We start from the raw sequence: 23,389 nt of genomic DNA, 5'->3' as shown, positions 1-23,389 counted from the left end.
CCCCGGATCACCATGATCCGGGGCTTTCTTGATCGCGGTCGCTGCCGCAGCGCTATTGCAGGTTGAGCGTCGGCGGCGCGTTGAGGTCCAGCCCCGGCAGTCCGCCCGGTCCGCCACCGCCCAGTCCTGGTATCTGGATTGAGTCGAACTGTTTGTTGATCTGCTGCTGGTCGAGCTGCACTGCGGAAGATTTGTAGTGCATGACCATTTGCGGGAAGAAGACGACGAGGGCGACCATGATGCACTGGATGACGACGAAGGGTACGGCTCCCCAGTAGATCTGTCCGGTTGTGACCGGCTCCATCATCTTGCCGGTGACCTTGTCCTTGTAGCGTTCCTTGGGCGCGACCGAGCGCAGGAAGAACAGGGCGAAGCCGAAGGGCGGATGCATGAACGAGGTCTGCATGTTGACGCCGAGGATGACGCCGAACCAGATCAGGTCGATGCCGAGCTTGTCGGCGGCCGGTCCGAGCAGCGGCACGATGATGAAGGCGAGCTCGAAGAAGTCGAGGAAGAAGGCGAGCAGGAAGACCATCACGTTGACGACGATCAGGAATCCGGTGGCGCCGCCGGGCAGGCCGACGAGCAGGTGCTCGACCCAGAGATGGCCGTTGACGCCGTAGAAGGTCAGCGAGAACACCCGCGCGCCGACCAGGATGAAGAGCACGAAGGCCGAGAGCTTGGCGGTCGACTCCGTCGCCTGGCGCAGCAGGTCGAAGGTCATGCGCTTCTTGCCCCAGGCGAGCAGGATCGCGCCGGCCGCGCCCATGGCGCCGCCCTCGGTCGGGGTGGCGAGGCCGATGAAGATGGTGCCGAGCACGAGGAAGATCAGCGCCAGCGGCGGCACCATCACGAAGATCACCTGCTCGGTCATGCGTGAGAGCAGGTTGAGCTTCAGGATCTTGTTGGCGAGGGCGATCACGAAGGCGACCGCGACCATGATCGACATGGTCAGGATGACGAAGTCGGCACCGGCATTGAGCTTGGTGAAGAGCTTCATATAGGCATAGGCGACGGCGAAGCAGATCAGCGTCACCACCAGCAGCGAGAAGCGCCTGGTCTTGCCGTCGGCATCGCGCAGGGTCTGGGCCTCCGGCGGCAGGCCGGGCGCGCGCTTGGGATAGACGATGGTGATCAGGAAGACATAGCCGGCATACATCGCCGAGAGCACGAGGCCGGGCACGAAGGCGCCTTCGTACATGTCGCCGACCGAGCGGCCGAGCTGGTCGGCGAGCACGATCAGGACCAGCGAGGGCGGGATGATCTGGGCGAGCGTGCCCGACGCGGCGATGACGCCGGTGGCGAGGCGCCGGTCATAGCCGTAGCGCAGCATGATCGGCAGCGAGATCAGGCCCATCGAGATCACCGAGGCGGCGACGACGCCGGTGGTGGCGGCGAGCAGGGCGCCGACGAAGATCACCGCATAGGCGAGGCCGCCGCGGATCGGCCCGAAGAGCTGGCCGATGGTGTCGAGCAGGTCCTCGGCCATGCCCGAGCGCTCCAGCACCAGCCCCATGAAGGTGAAGAACGGGATGGCGAGCAGCACGTCGTTGTTCATCGTGCCGTAGATGCGCTCCGGCAGGGCCTGCAGGAAGTTCTCCTGGAACATGCCGAGCTCGATGCCGACCAGGGCGAAGAGCAGGCCGTTGGCGGCGAGCGCGAAGGCGACGGGGTAGCCGAGCAGCAGGAAGACGACGAGCGCGGCGAACATCACCGGCGCCATGTTCTCGCGGATGAAGTCGCCGAAGCCGGCGGCCTGGGCCTCGCCGGTATGCAGGCTGAAGAAGGCGGCGGCGCTGAGCGCGAGCAGCAGCGCGCAGGCGCGGGCGGAGCGGGCGAGGGTCATGGAAGCGTTCCGGGAATCTGCTGCTGGGCTCACGGGGCGAGGCCTTCGGCCTTCGCCTGGTCGAGCAGGCGCTGGGCCTCGGCCTCGGCGGCGGCCGCATGGCCGCGCGAGCTGTCGTCGTCGTCGAGCTTTCCGCGCATGATCGCGACCTGCTTGATGATCTCCGAGACGCCCTGGAAGACGAGCATCACGAAGCCGACCACGACCAGGCCCTTGGCCGGCCATTGCGGCAGGCCGCCGGCCGAAAGCGACTGCTCGTTGATCGCATAGGAGCGCAGGAAGAACGGCACCGAATGGTAGACGATGAGCAGGGCGAACGGCATCAGGAAGAGCACATGGCCGACCAGGTCGATCCATTGCTGGACGCGCTTGGGCAGCATGCTGTTCACGATGTCGATGCGGATATGCTCCTTCACCTGCAGCGTCCAGGAGGCGCAGAGCAGGAAGACCGCACCGAACAGCACCCATTGCAGCTCGAGCCAGGCATTGGAGGAGACGCTGAAGAGCTTGCGGACGATGGCGTTGACGGTGGCGACGATGACGGCGAGCAGGATCAGCCAGGCGACCTTCTTTCCGATCTCGCGATTGATCTTGTCGATCATGCGGCTGAAAGCGAGTGGTCCTTCCACTGCAGGCCTCCCTGGCATCTGGCGATTATGGCAGCATTATGCGCCGCAAGAAGGGCGGTTATACCAATGCTACATGGCGCGCAAGATTATGTCTGAGGCGCGCTGTGGATCAGCGTCCGAAGCGCAGCGCGAGCAGCGCCACCGCAAGCATCAGCCACATCATCGCCATCAGGGCCTGCGGCCAGACGATGACTGCCGCGCTGATCACGATCGTTGCCAGCGCGCCGGAACCGAGCTGAACGGCACCCATCAGACCGGCTGCCGAGCCTGCGAGTTCGGGCCTGGCCGAGAGCGCGGAAGCCGTCGCGCCGGGTATTGTCAAACCGTTGCCGATGGCGTTCAGGGCAAGCGGCAGGAACAGGGTGAGCGGCGTCCAATGCGCCGACAGCGAGATCGCGAAGGCGGCGCTCAGCGCGACGAAGGAGATCGCCAGCCCGATCCGCACCATCCGCGCCGTGCCGACCCGGATCGCGAGGCGCGACATCGCGAAATTGCCGATCATGTAGCCGAGGGCGTTCAGGATGAAATAGGCGCCATAGACGTCGGAGCCGCGCCCCATCGTCTCGACGACAATGAAGGGGGCGGCGGCGATGAAGGCGAAGAAGGAGGCCGAGGTCATCGCCAGCGCGACGACGTCGATGATGAAGCCGCGATCGGCGGCGAGCGCCGGGAAGGCCCGGAAAACGCCGAGCAGCGAGGTGCTGACGCCGACGTCCGGCGCGGTTTCGGGCAGGCGCAGCGTGGTCAGCGCCAGTACCGCCACCCCGGCCGCGGTCATCGTCCAGAAGATCATCCGCCAGCCGAACCAGGTCTCGATATGGCCGCCGACATAAGGGGCGAGCATGGGGGCGACGACCATCACCATCGTCACCGAGGCGATCTGCCCGGCCGCCTCGTCGCGGCTCGACGTGTCGCGGATGATGGCGCGGGCGAGAGCGAAGGTGGTGCCGGCGCCCGCGCCTTCCAGCACCCGCGAGAAGAGCAGCGCCTCGGTGGTCTCGGCGAGCGCCCCGAGTGCCGAGCCGGCGATGAAGGCGACGATACCTGCAAGCACGCAGGGGCGCCGGCCGAACCGGTCGGAGAGCGGGCCGACGACGAGCTGCGTCGCGGCGACGGCGACGAGGAACAGCGTCAGGGTCAGCTGGATCGTGGCGTAGCTGGCCGAAAAGGCCCGCGCCAGCGCCGGTGTCGCCGGCGCGACCATGTTGAGGGCGATCGGCTGCAGCGTCGAGATCGCGACCAGGATCAGCAGGGTCGGGCGCTTCGGGCTCATCGCGGCTTGCCGCCTTCCGGTGTTTGCCGCGGCATCCGCGCCGCGATGGCGAGGATGCCGCTGCGATTCTGGGCGGCGGTAGCCAAGGCAAGCTCCAGTCGGGCGAGATGGGCTCAGGCGTCGAAGCGGGCGAGCGCGAAGGGGGAAAGATCGAAGGGCGTCGGGGTGCCGGTGCTGAGATCGGCGAGGATCTCGCCGATGGCACTGGCGAACTTGAAGCCATGGCCGGAGCAGGCCGAGGCGAAGACGGCTTGCGGCACGCCCGGCACGGCGTCAATCACGAAGCCCTCATCGGGCGAGACCGTATAGACACAGCCCTTCACGGTGAGGGGATCGCCGGCCGCGTCGGGCAGATAGCGCGCCAGGCATTCGCGGATCAGGCGCAACTGAGTGGCGCTCGGCGTCCGGTCGGGGTCGCGCGGATCCATCGGCTCGCGCCCGAAATGCGGCCCGCCGAGCTTGAAGCCGGGATGCTCATAGAGCGGGAAGCCGTAGAAATTGCCTTCCTCGACGGTGAGGATGAAGACGGGGAAGACGCCCTCGCGGAACAGTTCGGGCCGGCGCGTGGTGAACCAGCCGATGGCCTGGCGCACGGTTCTGACGCGCGTTGCCAAGGCGGGGACCGCGTCGGCGATCCAGCCGCCCGAGGTGATCACCAGCCGACCGGCCGAATAGCTGCCGCGCTCGGTACGCACGACCACGCCGCCATCGGCGGTCGGGCGCCAGTCGAGCATCGGCTCGCCGGTGCGGATCTCCGCACTTTTCGACTGGGCGAGGCCGACATGGGCGAAGATCGCCTTCTCCGAGGCGACGAAACCGCCATCGGGCTGCCAGAGCGCCTGGTGCCCGGCGGGGAGCTGGAAAGCCGGGAAGCGCCTGGCGATCTCGTCATGGCCCAGCACCTCATGCTCCAGGCCGTGGTCGAGGCAGGATTGCAGCGAGGATTCGACGGGGCCGGCCCCTTCCGGCGCCAGATCGAGCGAGCCGGTGACATGCAGCAGCTTCAGCCCCGCGGCCTCGCCGGTCTCGCGCCAGAGCTGGTGCGCCCGGCGCACGATCGGCACATAATGTGAGCCCTCGAAATAAGCGAGGCGGATGATCCGGGTCAGCCCGTGCGAGGAACCCATGGCGTGGCCGAGGTCGAAGCGCTCGAGCCCCAGCACCCGCAATCCGCGCTTGGCCAGATGCCAGCAGGTGGCCGATCCCATGGCGCCGACGCCTGCGACGATCACGTCGTAATGGGGCGCAGTCATTGCTGTCATCATCCTCGGCAGCGGGCCGGTCGTGGCCGGAAAACGGGCTTAATCTAGTCCGGCTGGCCAGTCCCGGTCCATGCCCGCCGCGCGCATATGCGCGGTGGGCTCATCCTCGCCGCGCTGCCCGAGGCCATTGCGCGGTGCAGGGGGGACCAGCAGAGGATTTGTTAACGCTGTTTGCTGCAAACTGGGCCGGTATGCGCCTTTTTACGGGAACGGCCTATGCTTGCTCGCTCAGTTCGGCGTCTGTTGGGCCGCGGCGGCCCTGCCATGCCGGCCACTGGGGCGGTGGCGCTGGCCGAGCCTGTGGTCGCGCCGGAACTGCCGGAAGCGCAGCCCGAGCCGCCTATCGGCGAAGCCATCAACGAACTCGAGAACGACGTCGTCGCCGCGATGCGCCGGTTGAATGACGGGCTCGACCGGGCCGAGGAGTTTTCCGCCCGCTCCGAAGCGCGTTCGCGTGAGATTCATGGCGGCATGGCCGAGCTGCGCGATGTGACTTTCACCGCCAGCACGAATTCCTCGGCGCTTGCCAGCGCCACCCTGCAGGTTTCCGAGGCGGCCGAGCGGGTCGGGGCTTCGATGCTGGGCGCCAGGGACATGCTCGACAGCGCCGCGACCCGCGCCGCCGAGGCGGCTCGGATGATGAGCGACCTGGCGTTGGCGACCAGCGAGATCCGCTCGATCGTCGATGCGATCGCCGACATCGCCCGCCAGACCAATCTGCTCGCCCTCAACGCCACGATCGAGGCGGCGCGCGCCGGAGAGGCCGGCCGGGGCTTCGGCGTGGTGGCGCAGGAGGTCAAGTCGCTCTCGCTCGAAGTCCGCGACGCCGTCGAGGATATTCGCGGCCGGGTCGACCGGCTGCACCTGAATGCGCAGGGCTCGGCCTCCTTCGTCAGCGACGCCTTCCGTCTGGTCGGCGACGTCAATCCGGTGATGGCGACGATCGGCGAGGCCTCGCAGGAACAAGCCGCTGCGGCGGCGGAGCTCTCGCGCTCGGCCGAGGTCACGGCCCGTTTCATCGAGACGGTCCAGCAGCGCGTCAGCGATGTCGACCGGGTCGCGCTGGCCGCGGCGGACGAGAGCGCCGGCGCGCGCAGGGCGCTGTCAGAGGGGGCGCGCCAGGCCGACGGCCTGCTGGAGCGCTTCGTTCCGACCTTGCGTCAGACCCTGTTCGCCGACCGGCGCCGGCATGACCGGTTTCCGACCGAGCTTCCTGCCGTTCTGGCGGTTGCGGGTCAGAGCCACGCCTTGCAGACCATCGATCTCGGCTTCGGCGGCACGCTGCTCGCCTGCGCCGAAGAGCTGCGCCTGCCTCTGGGTGCGCTGGGCGAGATCACCATCGATGGCCTGCCGGCGCTCGCATGCCGGGTCAAGGCGCGCAGCGATCTTGGATTGCATGTCGCCTTCGAGGACGATGACGGTCAGGGCTCGGCGGCGCTGCGCCTGCGCCTGGCCGAGGTCGAGGACGGCTATCGTCCGCTGATCGAAAGAGCGCAGCTGTTCTCGCGCCAGGTCGCGCTCGCCTTCGAGGATGCGCTCGGCCGGCGTCAGCTTGCTGAGGACGATCTCTTCGATACCGACTATCAGTCTCTGCCCGATACGGAGCCGCCGCAGTTCCGCAACCGTGCCCTGCCGGTCCTGCAAAAGATCCTGCCACCGGTGCTGGCCGAAGCGTTGAAGAGCGATACCCGTCTGGTTTTTGCCGTCGCGATCGACCGCAACGGCTATATCCCGGTACATCACCCGCAATACTCGCAGCCGCAGCGCCCCGGCGACCGCGGCTGGGACCCCGCCTATAGCCGCGACCGGCGCATTTTCGACGACCGCGCCGGCATCATGGCGGCCCGCTCGACCAGGCCCTTCCTGGTCCAGTCCTATCATCGCGACATGGGAAGCGCCGGCATGCAGCTGATGCGCGAGGTCGATGCGCCGCTGCGCATCAATGGCCGCCATTGGGGCGCTGTGCGCATGGCTTATCGGATGTGAGGCCTCGCTGCGCGGCGGGAGCCGGTTTCAGCGCCGGCCCGCCAGCAGGATCGCGTCGATCAGCCGCTGGGAGGCCAGCGCTTCCTCGCCGGTGACGACGGGCTCGTCCTCGCTTTCGATCGCATCGAGGAAGTCCGCGATCACCGCCCGGTGCGCATCATGCGGGAAGTCCATGATGTTGGCCCCGGAGCCGGTGCTGCCCTCTGCCTCCACGGTCTCGCGGCGTCCGTCGAGGAAGGAGAGCTCGAGCCGTCCGCCGACCAGCGCCGCATGGCCCTTGCGCCCGATGATCTCGATGCGCTCGGGATGGCCGGGATAGGCCGCGGTGGTGGTGACCAGCGTCGCCGGGGCGCCATTGGCGGTTTCCAGCAGCGCGCCGACATAGTCCTCGGTCTCCATCCTGTGCAGCCCGGTGGTGCGGATCTGGGCGGCGACGACGCGGGAGACGCCGACCAGCGAGCGGAACAGGTCGAGCGAGTGGATCGCCTGTGTCAGCAGCACGCCGCCTCCGTCGCGAGCGAGCGTGCCGCGACCCGGCTCGTCGTAATAGGATTGCGGCCGCCACCACGGCACCTGCAGCAGCGCGGCCTCGACCTCGTCGAGCTCGCCAGCGTCGAGCGCCGCCTTCAGGCGCTGGCTCGCAGGCCGGAAACGGTGCTGCAGCACGACTCCCAGCACCTTGCCGGCCTGCCTCGCCGCCGCGACAAGTTCCCGGCCCCGCGCGGCCGTCAGCTCGAGCGGCTTCTCGACCAGCACATGCTTGCCGGCCGCAAGGCAGCGCTCCGAAACCGCGAGATGGCTGGAAGGGGGTGTGAGCACGAGCACCGCTTCGACGGCGGGGTCGGCGAGCGCCGCCTCGATTTCGGTCGTGCCCGGAAAGGGGAATTGCTGGCGGTAGGCGTCCAACCGCTGCTGCGAGCGGCTGACGACATGCCGGACATCGACCCGCTCCGCCAGGTCGAGGAGGCTGCGCGAATGGGGCAGGGCGGCCGGCCCCAACCCGATGACGGCGACGCCGATCTTGCGTGTCATTTCGCTTCGGTTCCTCCGATCGGCAAGCGTACGGCCCGGTCCTGCGCATGCAGGGCGAGCCGGCAGACCGTGAAGACATGTCTTTGCGTGACCGCCCGCTCGCTGCGATTTGCGACATCCGCGATGAGGTCGCGGAAATAGGTCAGAGGCTCGCCGGAGGCGTCGATATGGCGGGTGCCGGCCTTGTCGACCAGAAAGAGATGGTCGGTGCCCGGCCGGCCGGCGATGTCGAGATATTTGCGCAGCTCGATCGTGCCCTCGGTGCCGAGGATGGTGAGCCGTCCGTCGCCCCAGGTCGGCAGCCCGTCGGCAGTGAACCAGTCGACGCGAATATAGCCGCTAGCCCGGTCGCTGCGCAGCAGCACCTCGCCGAAATCCTCGAAATCCGGCAGGTCGGGCGCGCCGAAATGGCCAACGCCGGAGGCGACGATTTCGGCATCCTGCGAGCCGGTGAAATGCAGGAACTGGTCGATCTGGTGCGAGGCGATGTCGGTCAGGATGCCGCCGAAATACTGCTTGTCGAAGAACCAGTCCGGCCTGATCGCCCGGTTGAGCCGGTGCGGGCCGAGGCCCAGGGTCTGGACGATCCGTCCGATCGCGCCATCGGCGATCAATTTGCCGGCGACGATCGTCGAAGGGACGATGAAGCGCTCGGAGAAGCAGACCGAGAAGATCCGGCCCGTTTCGGCGACGGCGTGCTCGACCGCCGCGAGTTGCTCGAAGGAGGTGACGCCCGGCTTGTCGACCATCACGTCCTTGCCGGAGCGCATCGCCCTGATCGCGAGCGGCCCGCGCTCGGAGGGGATGCCGGCACAGACGACCAGCTCTATCGTCGGATCGTCGAGCAGCTCGTCAGCTCGCGCCTCCGCGAGCTGCGGGAAGCGCTCGCGGAAGCCGGCGAGCACGCGCGGATCGCTGGTCGCAGGGTCGAAGCCGGCGCAGTCCGCGCCGGCGTCCAGCAGGCCACCGACCATATGGTAGATATGGCGATGGTCGAGGCCTATGGCGGCGAAGCGCATTCGCCGCCTCTCACTTCGGTGCGCGCCCGGCGCCGATCTCCTGGTCCCAGCGCCGGAAGGCGGCGACCAGGCGTTCCGGCGTCAATGGCGGGCGGGTCGGCAGGCTGGCGATCAGCCCGTCATATTCGGGCCGGCCGAACTCCTTCAGCACGTCCTGGCTCTCCTGCGGCGCCATGGCGAGGGTCACGCCCTTGATCGCAGGGCCGGGATAGAAATAGCCCTTGTCATAGGTCGCCGCCTGCGATTCCGGCTTCAGCAGATGCGACATCAGAGCCAGGATGACCGGGATCTTGGCCGCCGCCACGCCTTTCGGGATGCACATGAACTGGGTGTCCGGAATCCAGTGCGTGTTAGCGATGGTGAAGACCTTGGCCCCCTTCGGCACGATGCCCAGCGCACGCGGATTGATGTCCCAGCCCAGCGTCGAGACGATGCAGTCGCGCGTGCCGTCGCCGAGCTCCTTCATCGTCGCCGCGGTGCCGGTCGGATAGTAGTCGATCGCCGTGCCGAGTTCCTTGAGATAGGCCCAGCTCTTGGCCCAGCCGTTCATCGGGTCGCTCGGGTCGCTGTCGCCGAGGATGTAGGGCATGCCCTGCAGGAAGGTCCAGCCGGGGCCGGAATTGAGCGGGCGGGCATAGGTGAAGCGGTTCGGGTTCTGCTTCACATAGGCGAGGAACTCCTCGGCCGTCTTCGGCACTGTCTTGAGCTTGTCGGGCATATATTCGAACAGCGGCCCGGACGGCGAATAGACCACGGCGACGCCTTCGTTCTGGCCGAAATTGCGCTGCATCATCAGCGCCTGCTCGTGATAGACATCCTCGGCCTTGGGCAGGCTCGCGGTATGCGCCTTCCAGACGTCGACCCATAGCCCCTGCTGGATCCCGTCCGACATCGCGCCCGGCCCGGTCAACACCATGTCGATGTCGACGCGGTTGGCGTCCTGCTGCGCCTTGAGCTTGGCCGGCAGTTCCGGCGAGGGGGCTCGCGAAAAATTCAGCCGCGAGATCAGCTTCGGATTGTCCTTGGCGAATTTCTCGATCGAGATCTGCGTCAGCTGCAGATTGCCGGCGACGTCGATGATGTTGAGCATCACCGGGCTCGAAGGCATCGCGCCTTGGGCGAAGGCGCCGCCCGCATGCAGGGCGGCTAGGCTGGAGGCGCCGGCGATCACACTGCGTCGTGTCGGATTGGCCATGTCCCGTTCCCTCTGTCTCGGTCCATTTTTGCTGCGACCTTGGCATGTATACTAGTGCACAAGGAGCGGACGGCAAGCGGCAATGGCGCGAAAGGAGAGGGTGCGGGGCGGTTCGGCCCAGGCCGGATGGCGGGTCAGCCCGGGCGCTGCTCCAGCCATTCCAGCAGCAGCACATAGCTGACGGCGAGGAGGACGGGGCCGACGAACAGGCCGAGAAGCCCCTCGGCGATCATGCCCCCGATCACACCGAACAGGATGATCGGCATCGGGACTTCCAGCCCCCGGCCGAGCAATAGTGGCCTGAGAACGTTGTCGCTGAGCCCGGCCACGATGTTCCAGATCAGGAAGATCACCGCCGGCTGCGTCGGTTCGGTGAAGAAGACATAGGCGACGACCGGCAGCGTCAGCAGGATCAGCGGAATCTGGATGATGCCGAGCAACAAGGCGACGAGCGTCAGCGGGCCGGCGGCCTGCAGCCCGATCGCGAAGAAGCCGAGCCCCAGCAGAAACGACTGGACCAGGGCGACGCCGACCACGCCGAGACCGACGCCGCGGATCGTCGCCGCGGTCAGGTTGGCCAATCGCTCCGTCCGCTCCTGGCTTCCCGTGACGCGCAGCAGCACGCGCCGGACCAGGGCAGCGGCATCCAGGCCATAGGCGAGGAGGACGGCGGCGATCGCGAATGAAACGATGAACGACAATTCGCCGATCACCAGCCGGCCCGCGAACGAGCCCAGCCAGGCGAGCGGGCCCGTCAGCAGGTGCCCGTATTTCGCCAGGACAGCTGGCAGATTGGCGGCGATGAGCGTCCAGTTTTCCGCCAGTTTCGCGCCGATCACCGGTACGCCTTCGAGCCAGAGCGGTGCCGGCGGAAAGCTCAGGTCCTGGCCCTGCAGGCTCGAGATCAGCGAGTAGAGCCAGGTCGCCAGGGACGTTACCATGAGCGCCGTCGGCCCCAGCAACAGCGTGACGCCGAGCACGCCGATCAGCAGGGCCGACCATCGGTTGCCGAGCCGCGGCGCCAGGCGGCGATGCAGCGGATAGAGCATCACGGACAGGATCGCCGACCAGATCAGCAGAAAGACGAAGGGCAGGACGATGCGGGCGCCGGCATAGGCCAGGATAGCCACGAGCCCGACCCGGATCGCCGTGTCGATGATGGTCGAGACCGGGAACGCCTGGCCGGTTTCCGGCGCCTTCCTGTCCATCGATCTGTCCCTTGATCAGATCCTTGGGCGAGCCCGCGCCTCTTCGGCGCGGCCCGGCCGGAATGGTCGTGGCCCGTCCTTAACAGAGCGAAGAGGAGGCGCTGCTCGGCGGCTGCCGTGGAGCAGAAGCCTTCAGCGCCTGCCGGCCCGATTGACTGGTCCGCCGCGGTTCATCGGGGTCCCCGGCCTCACGCCGACGCCCGGGGCGCCGACGCCGGGCGTCGCGACGGCGCGCGCCACCGGCCGTGGTGCCAGAGCCACGCCGGGCCTGGCGACACAGCCGACGGGATAACCGATATAGGTGCAGTAGACGACCGCGCCGGCCTCTTCGGTGCTCGTGCCGACGAATGCGATCGCCAGCGCCGCCAATGTGATCGGGAGCTTCATATCCACCTCCATCGACTGTCTTCGTGCAGGCAAGATGGGCGAACGCCGGCGAAGTTTATGACCCAGGTCAGGCCGACGCTCATCATAACTGGATTCCAGCCCGGGGGCATCCGCTCGGCCGCCCCCGTCGATGCTGCAGCCTAATTCAACTTCGGGACTTTCGAAACGGGTGGCCTTTGGGCTTGCGCGAGATTGCCTTCTCCATCTTCCGGTAGAGCAGGGCGCCGTCTGCAGCGGGTGGAGCGGAGCGCGCAGGTCGGCGAGGCACACATGGAGAGTGCGGCCCAGCTGTATGCGGTGGCAGTCCTCGAAATCGCCTCAGATCCCCGCAATGTCGACAGCGTTCGCTATGAACGCTACGTCATCGCAGGGCTGGCAATCGGGTGGGGGGAATGCGCGAAATCGGAGCCGGCCTTGCTGGTGCGTTCATTCTGTTCTTCGCCCGCTTCATCACGGCGGTCCGCGGGCGCTGGGACGGCATCGCACCGACCGACGAGCAGCGGGTCTATTTCGCCAACCATGCCAGCCACGGCGATTTCGTCCTGATCTGGACCGTGCTGCCGCGCCGCCTGCGCTTCGCGACCCGGCCGGTCGCCGGCAGCGATTACTGGCTGAAGAGTGGCCTGCGGCGCTTCATCGGCCGCGATGTCTTCAACGCCGTCCTGATCGACCGCGACCCCACCACCCGAACGAGCGATCCGATCGTCCAGATGAGCGACGCGCTCGATGCCGGCGCCTCGCTCATCGTCTTCCCGGAAGGCACGCGCAACACCACGGAGGCGCCGCTGCTGCCGTTCAAGAGCGGTTTGTTCCATCTGGCGCAGGCGCGCCCGAACGTGGCGCTCGTGCCGGTCTGGATCGACAATCTCAACCGCGTCATGCCCAAGGGCGAGTTCGTGCCGGTCCCACTGGTCTGCACCGTCACCTTCGGCGCGGCCCTGTCCGTCGCCGAGGGCGAGACGAAGCAGGATTTCCTGGCGAGGGCTGAGGCCGCGCTGCTCGCTTTGTCACCGAAGGCGAACGCGTCATGACGATGCCGCATCCCGATCTTCTCGCCGTTCTGGCTGGCCTGCTCGGCGTCCTGATCGTGGCCTCCACGATCGGCTATGTGCTGCAGCGCCGGCTGTCGCCCGACGGTTCGAACGCCGTGGTCGAGAACCTGAACGATCGCATCCGCGCCTGGTGGATCATGATCGTGCTGATGGGCCTGGCGCTGATCGGCGGCAAGACCGGCGTCACGCTGCTCTTCGCCTTCTGCTCCTTTGCGGCTCTGCGCGAATTCATCACGCTGACCGACACGCGACGCGCCGACCATTGGGCGCTGGCGGCCGGCTTCTTCATCGTGCTGCCGGTGCAGTATTATCTGATCTGGATCGACTGGTACGGGCTCTACTCGATCTTCATCCCCGTCTACGCCTTCCTGCTGATGCCGATCCTCGCCTCGCTGCGCGGCGACACCGAGCATTTTCTCGTGCGGATCGCCGAGGTGCAGTGGGCACTGATGATCTCCGTTTTCTGCATCTCGCATGTACCGGCGCTGCTCAGCCTCGATATTCCCGGTTTTCAGGGGCGCAATGTCCTGCTGATCGCCTTCCTCGTCATCGTCGTGCAGATGAGCGACGTGCTCCAATACGTCTGGGGCAAGCTGCTCGGCCGCACCAAGATCGCGCCGAGGCTGTCGCCGTCCAAGACGGTCGAGGGCTTCGTCGGCGGCGCGCTCAGCGCGACGGCGGTCGGTGCCGCCTTGTCCTGGATGACGCCGTTCACGCCGCTGCAGGCGGCGTTCCTGGCGCTGGCCATCGTGCTGATGGGCTTTTTCGGCGGGCTGGTGATGTCGGCGATCAAGCGTGATCGCGGCATCAAGGATTGGGGCCATCTGATCGCCGGCCATGGCGGTTTCCTCGACCGGCTCGATTCGGTGGTGTTCTCCGCCCCGATCTTCTTCCATCTCGTTCGCTATGGCTGGTCGGCGACGTGAGCCCGCCGCTCGCGCGCCTGATGCGAAGCAGCATCGTCCATGTCGGTTTCGCCTTCCTCGCCATGGGGAGCTGGGCGGCATTCGCCAACCGAGCCCATCCGATGCCGGCGCCGCTCCTCGCCGGGCTGATCCAGGGCACATTGTCGGCGCTCATCACCCTGCTGCTGAAACGGGGCATCGAGTATCTCGCCAGCCGTTTCACCGGATTGACCGCGCTTCTGGCGCCGCCCCTGATCGCCGGTCTCGTTTCGGCCAGCCTGCTGACCGCCATCCACATGATCGGCGGCACGCCAGAGATCGCCAGGACGATCGCCGTCCCGCTGACGGTCGCGACCAGCTATGCGGCGCTCTACAATCTCTCGCTGTGGCGGGGCAGGAAGGCGATGGACCATGGCGCAGGATAGCGATCGACGCCCGCTCGCGAGCCGCGACACCGGCTGGGCCCGGGGCATTGCGCGTCGGCTCAGTGCCAGCGGCATCACGCCGAACCAGATCTCAATGGCGAGCATGGCGATGGCGGCCGTCGCCGGCGCCGCCTTCTGGCTTGCGGGAAGCGCGGTCTCCGGGCCGCGCGCCGCTCTGCTGCTTGCTGCGGCCTTGTTCTGCCAGCTCAGGCTGCTCTGCAATCTCTTCGACGGCATGGTCGCGATCGAGGGCGGCAAGCAGGAGGCAGACGGCCCGTTCTGGAACGAGTTTCCGGATCGGGTCGCCGATATCCTGATCCTCACCGGCGTCGGCTACGGGATCGGCCTGCCGGCTCTGGGCTGGGCCGCCGCCGCATTTGCCGTGCTGACGGCCTATACCCGCGAGCTCGGGCGCAATTGCGGGCTGCCGGCCGACTTCTCCGGCCCGATGGCGAAGCAGCACCGCATGGCGACGATCACCGCCGCGGCGCTCCTCTCGCTGCTCGAGCCGCTATGGCGCGGACAGGGCGAGGTGTTGGTGATCGCGCTCTGGCTGATCGCGGTCGGCGCGGCCGTGACCGCTCTCAGGCGGGCGGCGAATATCGTGCGCGGATTGCGGGCTCGCTGAGAGCCACGCGTCCCTCAGCCCCCGGTCACGCTCATATGCCGGCCGACCGCCGCGCGCGGACGGCGCCGGTCGATGACGAAGTCGTGGCCCTTGGGCTTGCGCGAGATCGCCTCTTCCATCGCCCGGTAGAGCAGGGCGTCGTCGCTGGAGGCGCGGATAGGGCTGCGCAGATCGGCGGCGTCCTCCTGGCCGAGGCACATATAGAGCGTGCCGGTGCAGGTCAGGCGCACGCGGTTGCAGCTCTCGCAGAAATTATGCGTCATCGGCGTGATGAAGCCGACGAGGCCGCCGGTCTCGGCGACCCTGACATAGCGGGCCGGCCCGCCGGTCCGGTAGGGATCGTCGGTCAGCGTGTAGCGGTCCATCAGCCGGGCGCGGACCACCGAGAGCGGCAGGAACTGGTCGAGCCGAGCCGGCTCGATCTCGCCGAGCGGCATCACCTCGATCAGGGTCAGATCCATGCCGAGCCCGTGGGCCCATCGCATAAGCCCCTCGATCTCGTCCTCGTTGACGTCCTTCAGCGCGACCGCGTTGATCTTGACGCGCAATCCCGCCGCCCGCGCCGCCTCGATCCCCGCCAGTACCTTGGAAAGGTCGCCCCAGCGCGTGATCTTGCGGAATTTCTCCGGATCGAGCGTATCGAGCGAGACGTTGACCCGGCGCACCCCGCAATCCGCCAGCTCCTGCGCATAGCGGGAAAGCTGCGAGCCATTGGTGGTCAGCGTCAGCTCGTCGAGCGCGCCCGAGGCCAGATGGCGCGAGAGCGAGCGGAACAGGTTCATGATGTCGCGCCGGACCAGCGGCTCGCCGCCGGTGATGCGCAGTTTCCGCGTGCCGCGCGAGACGAAGGCTGTGGCGACCCGGTCGATCTCCTCCAGCGTCAAGAGGTCGCGCTTCGGCAGGAAGGCCATGTCCTCGGACATGCAATAGACGCAGCGGAAATCGCAGCGATCCGTCACCGAGATGCGCAGATAGGAGATGTCGCGGCCGAACGGGTCGACCAGCGGCGCACGCGTCAGCGGCATATGGGAATTGATCAGCACTCTGGTTTCGTCTCGCCAGCGTTTCCACCAAGCGCTGCTCGCACGTGCGTGGTGGCAGCCGCATCACTATAACAAGGACAGAGATTGGCACCGGCACGGCCGGCGTCAATAGCTGCAAATGCCACATCACCTTGGTGAAGAGCGAAGATGTCCACCTGGCCGACCGAAATACGCCTGTCCAAGGACCGGCGGACCCTGCATGTCTCCTTCGAGGACGGGGAGCACTACGAGCTTGCCGCCGAGCTGCTGCGCGTCGAGAGCCCCTCGGCCGAGGTCCAGGGCCATGGCCCGACCCAGAAGCAGACCGTGCCCGGCAAGCGCGAGGTCGAGATCCTCAAGGTCGAGCCGGTCGGTCATTATGCCGTGCGCCTGACCTTCGACGACATGCACGACACCGGCATCTATGGCTGGGACTATCTGCGCGAGCTCGGCCGCGACGGCGAGGCGAAGCTGCGAGCCTATCTCGACGAGCTGGCTGCGAAGGGGCTCTCGCGGGAGCGCGTGAAGCGGGGATAGAATGCGTTTCGGCGGCGGTCACGCCGGACAGGACGGCTGATCAGCCGCGTATCGGCAAGTTCTTCGCCTTCAGCCAGGATCTCAGGCGACTGCGCGCATTGGCATAGGGCGAGGCGGTGTTGAACTGGATCATCCGCCCCATCGTCCATGTCCCATACCAGGGGCGTTCATAGAGAGTGGCGTTGTCGCGGCTTGCGATCGCGGCGACGATCGCCCCTTTCGCAGCATCGAGGCGTTGGAGAAGCTGCGGAAACGCGACGTCTTCATGGTCGCGGTAGAATTTCTGCGCGAGCTTGCCGAGCTCGTTCCATTTGAAGCCGGTTTCCGGGAAGTCGATGGGGTGCCCGGCCGTATCCCGTTCCAGCCATTTCAGCACGAGCTCGTTCCAGCCGACGAGATAGGCGACGAGGTCGCAGGGGCTCATCTGCGTGTCTTTGGCGTGCCCTGGCAGGCTGCGTTCGCGGGCCAGCGCTTCGGGAATGCTCGCCAGCGCGGCAGCCAGTTTTTCGAAGCTGGCGTCGATCAGGCCGAGCAAGGCCTCCTTGTCCTGCGGAACGGCCATCCTTCTTCATCCCCGTCGTCAATGGTCCGTCGAGGCAGCTCTCTGGTCTGCTTCGAGCGCGATACCCATGGCCGCGCTGGTGGACATGATCACGTTGTCGCAGGCCGCAACGAAAAAGGCCGGCGCGAGGCCGGCCTTCCCGAAATCGGATAGCGGCGCGGCTCAGCGGGCGACGACGACCCGGGTGCCGACCCTGGCGCGCTCGTAGAGGTCGATCACATCGTCGTTCAGCATGCGGATGCAGCCTGAGGACACGGCCTGGCCGATCGTCTCCGGCTCGTTCGAGCCGTGGATGCGGTAGAGCGTCGAGCCGAGATAGAGCGCGCGGGCGCCCATCGGGTTCTCCGGGCCGCCCGGCATGAAGCGCGGCAGGTCGGGGCGGCGCTTCAGCATCTGGGCCGGCGGGGTCCAGGTCGGCCACTCGGTCTTGCGCGAGACGGTCTGCACGCCGGCCCAATCGAAGCCGGGGCGGCCGACGCCGACGCCGTAGCGGACGGCCTTGCCATCGGGCAGCACGTAATAGAGGCGGCGCTCGGCAGTGTTGATGACGATCGTGCCGGGGCGCTGATTGGTGGAATAGGAAACGATCTCGCGCGGAATGGCTGTCGCCTGGGCCTTGGCCGGGTCGACATATTGCGTCAGCGGCTGGCGGGTCAGCGGATCGATCTCGGCGACGGCGACGGTCGCGCTCGCCGAAAGGCACACGCCGGCGAGCAGAGCCAGGTTGGAAAGACGGGTCATTGTGGCCTCGGACGGGAAAGAGCGGTGACGCATGGGAAAACGGTGACGGAAAAACGTCAATAATTTCCCAAATTTTTGGCAGCAACGCGGCTTTTGCGCAATCGACAGAAGATCACATCGGCGAGACCTTTCGAGCTTTCGGCGTTCCCGTTGCGGCAGCGCAACAGGCCTCCACGCTGCCATCGCCTTGGCGCAATTTGGCCGGCTTTCGCAAGCAGCCGCGCAAAAAGGCGATTCGCGGCTGGTCCGGCCGCGTCGCCGGCCATCGGGCGCAGCTTCCGGGCTCTGGCCCTGGTGCGATGCGGGCAGGAAGCTGTCGGATGTCGAGCGTGTCTGCCTTTCGCCCGCAGCCCCATTCGAGCGAGCGGGAGGGGCATTGCCGGATGAGGGTCGAAGACGGCGCGGAGCCGCGCATCGTCCGAATCGCGTGCGCCATATGCGGATCGGCGCGAAGCGATCCCAATTCGACGAGCGTCGGCTGCGACCTGCGGCCGGCCTGGACCGCCTTCCGCGCTCATGCGGCGGTGTCGCGGCGCGGAACCCACGCGAAATCCTGGCCGTACCGTAGTGGTGTCGTCCGCCGGTCCGTCTCCGGCAGGCGGCCTCTCGCGGTTGTCCCCGGCTCGTCGCCGATGACTGCGACGCCATTCTTGACGCCGCCGCCGATGAGCCCTAGGAGAAGCGCGCTCCGGGCGGCTAGCTCAGCGGTAGAGCACTCCCTTCACACGGGAGGGGTCACAGGTTCGATCCCTGTGCCGCCCACCATCCAAACCACTGCCGGACAAGGCTTTTCGGTGGATGGCGTCGCGCCAGGACGGCGCGTACCCCCTGTGTTTAAGCGCGCTTCAACAGCAAATTGCGGCCTTGCGGTCAGCTTCTGAAGCTCTGTCAGCACGAAATCGGTCGCGAGCACGATGTCTTTGAACGCACCGACGTCGAATGCCCCACAGTGCTCGGTCGTCAGCGAGCCCTCGTTGACCGTGGGCCCAAGCCAAAGCGAGCGGCGCTCCCGTGACACTAGCGGGCACGTCTTGCGGCCTCGCGTCGCCATGAAAGAACGAAATCGAGCGCTGCGTCAGTTCAGACACGCCGCATTGGCCGCGATTCGCTTGATGGTCTTCTTGACCGTGCCGACCCGCTCCCCTTTGTGGGCAAGCTGCGGGATAGGCGCGTTCGGCCGGGAGCTGTAGCGCTTCTGAAATGCAGCCACGTCCTCTTCGCGCGACTGGTCCAGCCTGTCGGACGCCGTCACGATGGCAACCGCCCTGAACGCCTGCGCTTCGCTGGCGATCGTCGTCGCATGCCTTGTCCTTCGCAGGTCACGCGCCAGAAGCCCACGCGGGTCACCTCGGGGTGGCCGTCTTGGTCGGAGCGGGAAAGGGTGATGATCGTCGTGGGAAGGCGAAGGTGTTGGGGCGAATGACCGCTTGGAAAGATAAGGGGTTAAAGCCAGCCCTTTTTCATCATGCAATCGCCATAGGTGCGGGAATTGTAGTACGTCCATCGGCCGTTTACTATGGTTCCGCCTGTTTCTATGGCGCACGTGCAGCCGCGTTTATTTTTAGTATTTAAGCATTGCTTGTCTATTCCTGCCTCGGCGGCTGGAGCAGTTTTTGCTTTCTGGGCATTTGCGGTTGTCGCGGTAAAGGACAGAAAAAATGACACGGCAATAGTCGCGGCAAGCTTTATAGACATGAAATCCTCCCCGGTATGTTGATGGATATGATGATATACCGAGGTCTTTGAGTGTCAATTTGAGGCGCGTGGCGGTTGGCGTGCGCGTCCACGATTTCGCGTCGCCATCTACGTCTCTCCCCTGGTCTCGACGGAGCGGGCGCGGATGGCCAGGGCCACACCGTCGAACCTCGAGTCCTGTAAGCAGTCGGTAGCGGTCGCTGGGGTCAATGCACGTGCCTGCCTGTTGAACCTGGCCCGGTCTCGCTCATGCGGGGGCAGGCTTTCTCTGTTGAGACAACGGAGAAAGCCTCAACAGAGAAAGCCTCAGGGCCACGCCGTTTGCCGAAGGATATCGGTCAGGCAGCTCGTCTCTGTGTTGGCCCGCCCAATATGGGTCGGCCGAAAGGGGGCATCCGAAAGGTTGGCGTGCCTGGCCTCCGATGGCGTCAAGCCGAATTCTCGTTTGAAGGCACGGCTGAAACTGGACGCGTCCGCGAAGCCGAACTCTTCCCCGATCGATAGTATCGATCGCGAGTTGGAGTTGATGGTGAGTTCGTCAAAACACCGCCTCAAACGCTCGCGCTGGATATAGGCCTTCACGCCTCCTTCATTCTCGAACAATCGGTAAAGCTGCGAGCGAGACATGGCGGCCTTGCGACAGAGGAGTTCCGGAGCCAGGTCACTGCGGTGCAGATTCTGATCTATAATGCGGCGGATAATCGCCTTTTTCGTCATGGCGATGGGGGCTGCACCGAGAATGTTATTGTCTTGTGATGGCGCGATACACGCCAGCAGCATTGCGTGAATCGCGGTTTGCAGAGCGGGCGCATGGGTTTCGGGAATCTCCGGTGCGGAGCGACCCAGAAGCTCGATGAACTCCGCCAGAAGTACCCCCATCTGGTCGGTCAGAGGCCGGCCTTCGGCAGCCTCGAAAGCAGGGGTCAAATCAGGAAAGGCATCGCGCGGCAGGTAAAGCTGCAGGCGCTCGTCTTCATCGCGGAAGCTGATGATTTCACGGCCCAACGATGCGGCGAACGGCACGCCGGCCGGCACGTCAATCGAACGATTCCCTCCCGCATCAGCGAGCGTTCGTTTCCGGCCGATGGCAATGTTCCAGTGATCTATCGAGTCGCGACGAATATGTTTAGCTGTGCGGGAGGCCAGCAATCTCGGAGCCTTGACCCGGCTCAGGCTGAATTTGCCAAAATTCCAAGTCTCGCTGGTTGCCTTAAAGCCCCCGATGGACGCATCAGATTGAACATCGAATAAATCAAACCAGCCGCGCCAAGCATCAAGTTGCTGGGATTTCGGCAGATCCAATGTTGTAAAAAATTTTGCGTTCATAGGATGCGGTTATATTTAACTTCGCGCCGGAGCAAGAACTCTGCGCCACCTTGGCCGAGCCGGTTGAGTTTTTCCGGCGGTGATCGCATGCGAAGCAATTTGAGCAGCGCTTCGACCATCTCGGTCTCGCTCGCACGGGGCAGGGCCTTTCTCTGTGAGACTGCGCTCAGATCGAAAGCAGTCTCTGATCGCCGCGATCTCCAGTGGGGTGCGTTGTCATCGATGAGTGGCGGAAAGAATTTTCCGCTGCCTACCCCTGAAAAACAAAGCGACGAGCGCATCAGGCGCGCTGTCCGAACCGGCGCCTGATGACGGCAGAAAAGAAGACAGGCGGTGGCCTGGTAAAGTCAGTTCGGCGTTGTGGATCTACGCCGATGCCGGGGCGGAGGAGGCAAAGGGCGGCGTCTGCGTGCTCGCCAGCTGTGGACGCGCCGCGTCGGGCCTTGCGATCCGAGGGCCGGCGGAGATCCGGGTTGCCTCGGCTGCGGCGGGCCCTGCATGAACTCGGCCGGCATCTCGTCGAGCGTCTTTGCAATATCCGCCGGCAACTCGCCGGCTGCCGATCGGTTTGTTGCCACCGCAAGGCCGCCCCCGAGGAGGACCGTCATAAACAGGCGCCGATGCATTCGAACTCCAATTCGCTGAACCTAGTCTCAACCCCTTTCAGGGCCTGCAAGGACTTTACGCGCTTCGCCGCACCCTGAAATAGAGCCAGGGCAGGAGGAAAGCACTCACGATCGTGCTGATCAGCAGGAGGCCAAAGTTGTTGGCTGCGACATTGCCGCCCACCACGGCGTCGTGGACGTGCACGATCGTCACGCCCAGGTGGAATATCACCACGTAGACGATGACGGCGGCCTTGAAATCCAAGGTTCGCCAGGACGCCACGAAGGCCATGACACCCATTGCGATGTCGGCAATGCCGATTTCGGTCTCGAAGGGGCTTGGTGCCCAGCCGATCGAAGCAGAAGCGATGCCGGGAAAGAAAACGTGGAAGATGCCGGACCACGTGCTGCCAATCCCCAGAAACAGAAGCAGCAGCCAGTCGAGCAGCCGGGCCTCATATCGCGCCGGCTTGCCTGCGAAGGCGGCAACGACGAACGAAAGGACGAATAGAATCGGGACGAGGTTGCCCAGTATTGCCCTGATCAACGCTTCCATATTTCGCGCGGCGCCCCATGTGACGTTACGGAGGGCAGCAGTATCTGAGTCCTGACGAGAGGCCTATCCCTGCGTTTCGCGGACCCTGTCGGCGCGGCAGTCGCCTTGGCGCTCGCCCCGCAATACCGGCGCGATCCGGCAAGACCCCATTCGATAAGCGTTGAGCCGGACGCGCGGTCGCGCTCACGGGGCGAGCCCGGGATGCTGCGCCGATAGCTGCCGCACAGCCCGTGCGATCTGCCCACGGCCCGCTATCACCTGATCGGGAGTCGATTCGGGGCAATGCCTCGCTTGTTCGGCCGTGGTCCTGCTCTCGCCGCTATCGAAGGCACGAGTGACTGGTGTCGCAAGTCTTCCGCCGGCGCGGCCCTTCAGCCGGCGCGGGCGGCGGCCTTTTTCTCGAGGGCGTGCTGCTCCTCGGAGAGGCCGTTGCGCCAGTAGCTGACGATCAGGTGCTGGTCGAGGTCCGGGCGCAAACGCTGGCGCGTCGCGCTACGCAGCTGCCGGAACGCCTCGTGTTCCATCGCGGCCCAGACATAGAGGCTGGGACCGTCCTGCTCCCAGTCGAGCGCCTCGAATGCCGCCAGCAACTGTGGAGCGGCATCGCTCTCAGCCTGGTCGCGATGCAGCCAGCGCACCGTGACGCCGGCCGGGGCCTGCAGCACCTGCTCCTCCTGCGCGTCTGCGACTTCGATCATAGCGAGCCCTCGCGCAGCGCCGGGCAGGTTCGCCAGCATGCGAGCAACGGCCGGCAGGCCGGTCTCGTCGGCGAGGAAGAGGTAGCGCTCGGCATCGCGCAGTCCGCGCCCGCCGGGGCCGGCCATGCCGATCCGGTCGCCGGTCCGGGCGCGCTCGGCAAAGGCCGAGCCGGGACCCGTATCGCCGTGCAGAACGAAGTCTATGGCGAGCGTGCCCGCGGCGACGTCGATCTCGCGGATCGTGTATTTGCGGACGGCCGGGCGCTGCTCGGCCGGAGGCTGGGTGATCAGCCCGTCCTCGCTCAGCATCGGCCAGACCGGCTCGGCAAGGCCCGCCGGCGGGATGAACAGGCGCACATGCAGCGCTTCCAGCGTGTCGAAGCGCGCCAGATCCTCGCCGTGGAAGCGGATGCGGCGCATATGCGGGGTCAGCGTTTCGGTGTCGGTGACGGTCAACACCCTGAAATCGGGCAGGAGCGAGGGACCGCTGCCATCACCTTGCCAACCGATGGCGGGCGCGCTGCCGGCAGGCGCGAGCTCGACGACATGGCTCGCGATCGCGAGCTTCATTGCCTGCAGTCCGGCGAGGTTCGGTGCCTCGACGCGCGCCAGGAGTTCCTGCTTCGCCAGACGCAGCACAGCCTTACTGCCGTCGAGCACGATCAGTGTCGCGCCCTCCCGCTCGCTCACCGTTGCATGGTGCTCGACGAGATGCTCGCAGAGCGCGCGCAGCAGCGCGGCCGGGTCGGCGAGGCTGAAACGCGCCTCGGCGCAAAGAACCGTCATGATCGGAAAGCCTT

At 66.1% G+C, this 23,389-nt stretch carries 24 protein-coding genes and 1 tRNA gene; 7 read left to right on the top strand and 18 right to left on the bottom strand.

Features of this window, described 5'->3' with window-relative positions:
* Positions 1-52: 52 nt before the first annotated feature.
* From AC3RCC_RS19800 to solA, 4 genes are all read right to left on the bottom strand, one after another.
* Complete coding sequence (locus AC3RCC_RS19800; protein ID WP_492258808.1) at positions 53-1,723, bottom strand: TRAP transporter large permease; 1,671 nt, start codon at positions 1,721-1,723, stop codon at positions 53-55.
* A 152-nt stretch (positions 1,724-1,875) separates the two neighbouring features.
* On the bottom strand, positions 1,876-2,475 hold the full coding sequence (locus tag AC3RCC_RS19795; protein ID WP_492256336.1) for a TRAP transporter small permease subunit: 600 nt from the start codon (positions 2,473-2,475) through the stop codon (positions 1,876-1,878).
* A 109-nt stretch (positions 2,476-2,584) separates the two neighbouring features.
* Positions 2,585-3,748 (bottom strand): multidrug effflux MFS transporter, encoded by a 1,164-nt coding sequence (locus tag AC3RCC_RS19790; RefSeq protein ID WP_492256335.1) that lies wholly within the window; start codon positions 3,746-3,748, stop codon positions 2,585-2,587.
* 113 nt (positions 3,749-3,861) lie between these two features.
* Positions 3,862-5,001, bottom strand: coding sequence for an N-methyl-L-tryptophan oxidase (gene solA, locus AC3RCC_RS19785; RefSeq protein ID WP_492256334.1), 1,140 nt, complete (start codon positions 4,999-5,001; stop codon positions 3,862-3,864).
* 273 nt (positions 5,002-5,274) lie between these two features.
* On the opposite strand from solA, the gene AC3RCC_RS19780 reads away from it, so the two are divergent.
* Positions 5,275-6,996 (top strand): methyl-accepting chemotaxis protein, encoded by a 1,722-nt coding sequence (locus tag AC3RCC_RS19780; RefSeq protein WP_492256333.1) that lies wholly within the window; start codon positions 5,275-5,277, stop codon positions 6,994-6,996.
* Between the two features lie 27 nt (positions 6,997-7,023).
* On the opposite strand, the gene AC3RCC_RS19775 is transcribed toward AC3RCC_RS19780, so the two are convergent.
* The 5 genes from AC3RCC_RS19775 to AC3RCC_RS19755 all read right to left on the bottom strand — a co-directional run bounded on the left by AC3RCC_RS19775 (position 7,024) and on the right by AC3RCC_RS19755 (position 11,837).
* Complete coding sequence (locus AC3RCC_RS19775; protein ID WP_492256332.1) at positions 7,024-8,028, bottom strand: Gfo/Idh/MocA family protein; 1,005 nt, start codon at positions 8,026-8,028, stop codon at positions 7,024-7,026.
* Positions 8,025-9,047: a Gfo/Idh/MocA family protein gene (locus AC3RCC_RS19770; RefSeq protein ID WP_492256331.1), complete on the bottom strand. Its 1,023-nt coding sequence runs from the start codon at positions 9,045-9,047 to the stop codon at positions 8,025-8,027. The genes AC3RCC_RS19775 and AC3RCC_RS19770 overlap by 4 nt, the downstream gene beginning before the upstream one ends.
* Positions 9,048-9,057: 10 nt before the next feature.
* Positions 9,058-10,242: an ABC transporter substrate-binding protein gene (locus AC3RCC_RS19765; RefSeq protein WP_291640617.1), complete on the bottom strand. Its 1,185-nt coding sequence runs from the start codon at positions 10,240-10,242 to the stop codon at positions 9,058-9,060.
* A 134-nt stretch (positions 10,243-10,376) separates the two neighbouring features.
* Positions 10,377-11,450, bottom strand: a complete 1,074-nt coding sequence (locus AC3RCC_RS19760; RefSeq protein WP_492256330.1) for an AI-2E family transporter — start codon at positions 11,448-11,450, stop codon at positions 10,377-10,379.
* Between the two features lie 132 nt (positions 11,451-11,582).
* Positions 11,583-11,837 carry a hypothetical protein gene (locus AC3RCC_RS19755; protein WP_291640621.1) on the bottom strand — a complete coding sequence of 85 codons (255 nt, stop codon included), beginning with the start codon at positions 11,835-11,837 and terminating at the stop codon, positions 11,583-11,585.
* Positions 11,838-12,229: 392 nt separating this feature from the next.
* Here AC3RCC_RS19755 and AC3RCC_RS19750 point away from each other — a divergent pair, with 392 nt between their 5' ends.
* From AC3RCC_RS19750 to AC3RCC_RS19735, 4 genes are read left to right on the top strand one after another with little or no spacing between them, the layout of a single operon-like run.
* Complete coding sequence (locus AC3RCC_RS19750; protein ID WP_492256329.1) at positions 12,230-12,868, top strand: lysophospholipid acyltransferase family protein; 639 nt, start codon at positions 12,230-12,232, stop codon at positions 12,866-12,868.
* Complete coding sequence (locus AC3RCC_RS19745; protein WP_291640625.1) at positions 12,865-13,815, top strand: phosphatidate cytidylyltransferase; 951 nt, start codon at positions 12,865-12,867, stop codon at positions 13,813-13,815. The genes AC3RCC_RS19750 and AC3RCC_RS19745 overlap by 4 nt, the downstream gene beginning before the upstream one ends.
* 20 nt (positions 13,816-13,835) lie before the next feature.
* The gene (locus tag AC3RCC_RS19740; protein WP_492258807.1) at positions 13,836-14,219 is read left to right on the top strand and encodes a hypothetical protein; all 384 of its coding nucleotides are present in this window, start codon (positions 13,836-13,838) and stop codon (positions 14,217-14,219) included.
* Positions 14,206-14,847: a CDP-alcohol phosphatidyltransferase family protein gene (locus tag AC3RCC_RS19735; RefSeq protein ID WP_492256328.1), complete on the top strand. Its 642-nt coding sequence runs from the start codon at positions 14,206-14,208 to the stop codon at positions 14,845-14,847. The genes AC3RCC_RS19740 and AC3RCC_RS19735 overlap by 14 nt, the downstream gene beginning before the upstream one ends.
* Before the next feature lie 14 nt (positions 14,848-14,861).
* Here the strand turns inward: AC3RCC_RS19735 and moaA are convergent, their stop codons facing one another.
* A complete protein-coding gene (gene moaA, locus AC3RCC_RS19730; RefSeq protein ID WP_492258806.1) occupies positions 14,862-15,872 on the bottom strand; it encodes a GTP 3',8-cyclase MoaA in 1,011 nt (336 codons plus the stop codon).
* A 165-nt stretch (positions 15,873-16,037) separates the two neighbouring features.
* On the opposite strand from moaA, the gene AC3RCC_RS19725 reads away from it, so the two are divergent.
* Positions 16,038-16,406 (top strand): gamma-butyrobetaine hydroxylase family protein, encoded by a 369-nt coding sequence (locus AC3RCC_RS19725; protein WP_291640631.1) that lies wholly within the window; start codon positions 16,038-16,040, stop codon positions 16,404-16,406.
* A gap of 40 nt (positions 16,407-16,446) precedes the next feature.
* Here the strand turns inward: AC3RCC_RS19725 and AC3RCC_RS19720 are convergent, their stop codons facing one another.
* Positions 16,447-16,968, bottom strand: a complete 522-nt coding sequence (locus AC3RCC_RS19720) for a ClbS/DfsB family four-helix bundle protein (RefSeq protein WP_492256327.1) — start codon at positions 16,966-16,968, stop codon at positions 16,447-16,449.
* A gap of 162 nt (positions 16,969-17,130) precedes the next feature.
* Complete coding sequence (locus AC3RCC_RS19715) at positions 17,131-17,709, bottom strand: L,D-transpeptidase (protein WP_291640635.1); 579 nt, start codon at positions 17,707-17,709, stop codon at positions 17,131-17,133.
* Positions 17,710-18,399: 690 nt separating this feature from the next.
* Here AC3RCC_RS19715 and AC3RCC_RS19710 point away from each other — a divergent pair.
* A tRNA-Val gene (locus tag AC3RCC_RS19710) sits at positions 18,400-18,474 on the top strand.
* Positions 18,475-18,784: 310 nt separating this feature from the next.
* Here the strand turns inward: AC3RCC_RS19710 and AC3RCC_RS19705 are convergent.
* The 6 genes from AC3RCC_RS19705 to AC3RCC_RS19680 all read right to left on the bottom strand — a co-directional run bounded on the left by AC3RCC_RS19705 (position 18,785) and on the right by AC3RCC_RS19680 (position 23,375).
* On the bottom strand, positions 18,785-18,961 hold the full coding sequence (locus AC3RCC_RS19705; RefSeq protein ID WP_492256326.1) for a hypothetical protein: 177 nt from the start codon (positions 18,959-18,961) through the stop codon (positions 18,785-18,787).
* Between the two features lie 191 nt (positions 18,962-19,152).
* Positions 19,153-19,404, bottom strand: coding sequence for a hypothetical protein (locus AC3RCC_RS19700; protein ID WP_291640638.1), 252 nt, complete (start codon positions 19,402-19,404; stop codon positions 19,153-19,155).
* Between the two features lie 306 nt (positions 19,405-19,710).
* The gene (locus tag AC3RCC_RS19695) at positions 19,711-20,730 is read right to left on the bottom strand and encodes a helix-turn-helix domain-containing protein (protein ID WP_492256325.1); all 1,020 of its coding nucleotides are present in this window, start codon (positions 20,728-20,730) and stop codon (positions 19,711-19,713) included.
* On the bottom strand, positions 20,727-20,849 hold the full coding sequence (locus AC3RCC_RS19690; RefSeq protein ID WP_492256324.1) for a hypothetical protein: 123 nt from the start codon (positions 20,847-20,849) through the stop codon (positions 20,727-20,729). The genes AC3RCC_RS19695 and AC3RCC_RS19690 overlap by 4 nt, the downstream gene beginning before the upstream one ends.
* Positions 20,850-21,411: 562 nt before the next feature.
* Complete coding sequence (locus tag AC3RCC_RS19685) at positions 21,412-21,891, bottom strand: DUF6790 family protein (protein WP_291640642.1); 480 nt, start codon at positions 21,889-21,891, stop codon at positions 21,412-21,414.
* A 371-nt stretch (positions 21,892-22,262) separates the two neighbouring features.
* On the bottom strand, positions 22,263-23,375 hold the full coding sequence (locus tag AC3RCC_RS19680; protein ID WP_492256323.1) for a DUF2218 domain-containing protein: 1,113 nt from the start codon (positions 23,373-23,375) through the stop codon (positions 22,263-22,265).
* Between the last annotated feature and the right edge of the window lie 14 nt (positions 23,376-23,389).

The organism is Allobosea sp. GW823-FHT01F03, assembly GCF_058798075.1.
Note: the sequence above shows the minus strand (reverse complement) of the source record. Positions and strands in the feature narration are given on the sequence as shown.

Coding starts and splice junctions, on each gene's coding strand:
- AC3RCC_RS19780 (WP_492256333.1), top strand. CDS start 5,275: ATGCCGGCCACTGGGGCGGTGGCGCTGGCCGAGCCTGTGGTCGCGCCG.
- AC3RCC_RS19700 (WP_291640638.1), bottom strand. CDS start 19,404: ATGTCTATAAAGCTTGCCGCGACTATTGCCGTGTCATTTTTTCTGTCC.
- AC3RCC_RS19760 (WP_492256330.1), bottom strand. CDS start 11,450: ATGGACAGGAAGGCGCCGGAAACCGGCCAGGCGTTCCCGGTCTCGACC.
- AC3RCC_RS19690 (WP_492256324.1), bottom strand. CDS start 20,849: ATGGTCGAAGCGCTGCTCAAATTGCTTCGCATGCGATCACCGCCGGAA.
- AC3RCC_RS19680 (WP_492256323.1), bottom strand. CDS start 23,375: ATGACGGTTCTTTGCGCCGAGGCGCGTTTCAGCCTCGCCGACCCGGCC.
- AC3RCC_RS19720 (WP_492256327.1), bottom strand. CDS start 16,968: ATGGCCGTTCCGCAGGACAAGGAGGCCTTGCTCGGCCTGATCGACGCC.
- AC3RCC_RS19735 (WP_492256328.1), top strand. CDS start 14,206: ATGGCGCAGGATAGCGATCGACGCCCGCTCGCGAGCCGCGACACCGGC.
- AC3RCC_RS19770 (WP_492256331.1), bottom strand. CDS start 9,047: ATGCGCTTCGCCGCCATAGGCCTCGACCATCGCCATATCTACCATATG.
- AC3RCC_RS19800 (WP_492258808.1), bottom strand. CDS start 1,723: ATGGCGCCGGTGATGTTCGCCGCGCTCGTCGTCTTCCTGCTGCTCGGC.
- AC3RCC_RS19695 (WP_492256325.1), bottom strand. CDS start 20,730: ATGAACGCAAAATTTTTTACAACATTGGATCTGCCGAAATCCCAGCAA.
- AC3RCC_RS19790 (WP_492256335.1), bottom strand. CDS start 3,748: ATGAGCCCGAAGCGCCCGACCCTGCTGATCCTGGTCGCGATCTCGACG.
- AC3RCC_RS19750 (WP_492256329.1), top strand. CDS start 12,230: ATGCGCGAAATCGGAGCCGGCCTTGCTGGTGCGTTCATTCTGTTCTTC.
- AC3RCC_RS19685 (WP_291640642.1), bottom strand. CDS start 21,891: ATGGAAGCGTTGATCAGGGCAATACTGGGCAACCTCGTCCCGATTCTA.
- AC3RCC_RS19765 (WP_291640617.1), bottom strand. CDS start 10,242: ATGGCCAATCCGACACGACGCAGTGTGATCGCCGGCGCCTCCAGCCTA.
- AC3RCC_RS19715 (WP_291640635.1), bottom strand. CDS start 17,709: ATGACCCGTCTTTCCAACCTGGCTCTGCTCGCCGGCGTGTGCCTTTCG.
- AC3RCC_RS19755 (WP_291640621.1), bottom strand. CDS start 11,837: ATGAAGCTCCCGATCACATTGGCGGCGCTGGCGATCGCATTCGTCGGC.
- AC3RCC_RS19745 (WP_291640625.1), top strand. CDS start 12,865: ATGACGATGCCGCATCCCGATCTTCTCGCCGTTCTGGCTGGCCTGCTC.
- AC3RCC_RS19740 (WP_492258807.1), top strand. CDS start 13,836: ATGCGAAGCAGCATCGTCCATGTCGGTTTCGCCTTCCTCGCCATGGGG.
- moaA (WP_492258806.1), bottom strand. CDS start 15,872: ATGCCGCTGACGCGTGCGCCGCTGGTCGACCCGTTCGGCCGCGACATC.
- AC3RCC_RS19725 (WP_291640631.1), top strand. CDS start 16,038: ATGTCCACCTGGCCGACCGAAATACGCCTGTCCAAGGACCGGCGGACC.
- AC3RCC_RS19775 (WP_492256332.1), bottom strand. CDS start 8,028: ATGACACGCAAGATCGGCGTCGCCGTCATCGGGTTGGGGCCGGCCGCC.
- solA (WP_492256334.1), bottom strand. CDS start 5,001: ATGACTGCGCCCCATTACGACGTGATCGTCGCAGGCGTCGGCGCCATG.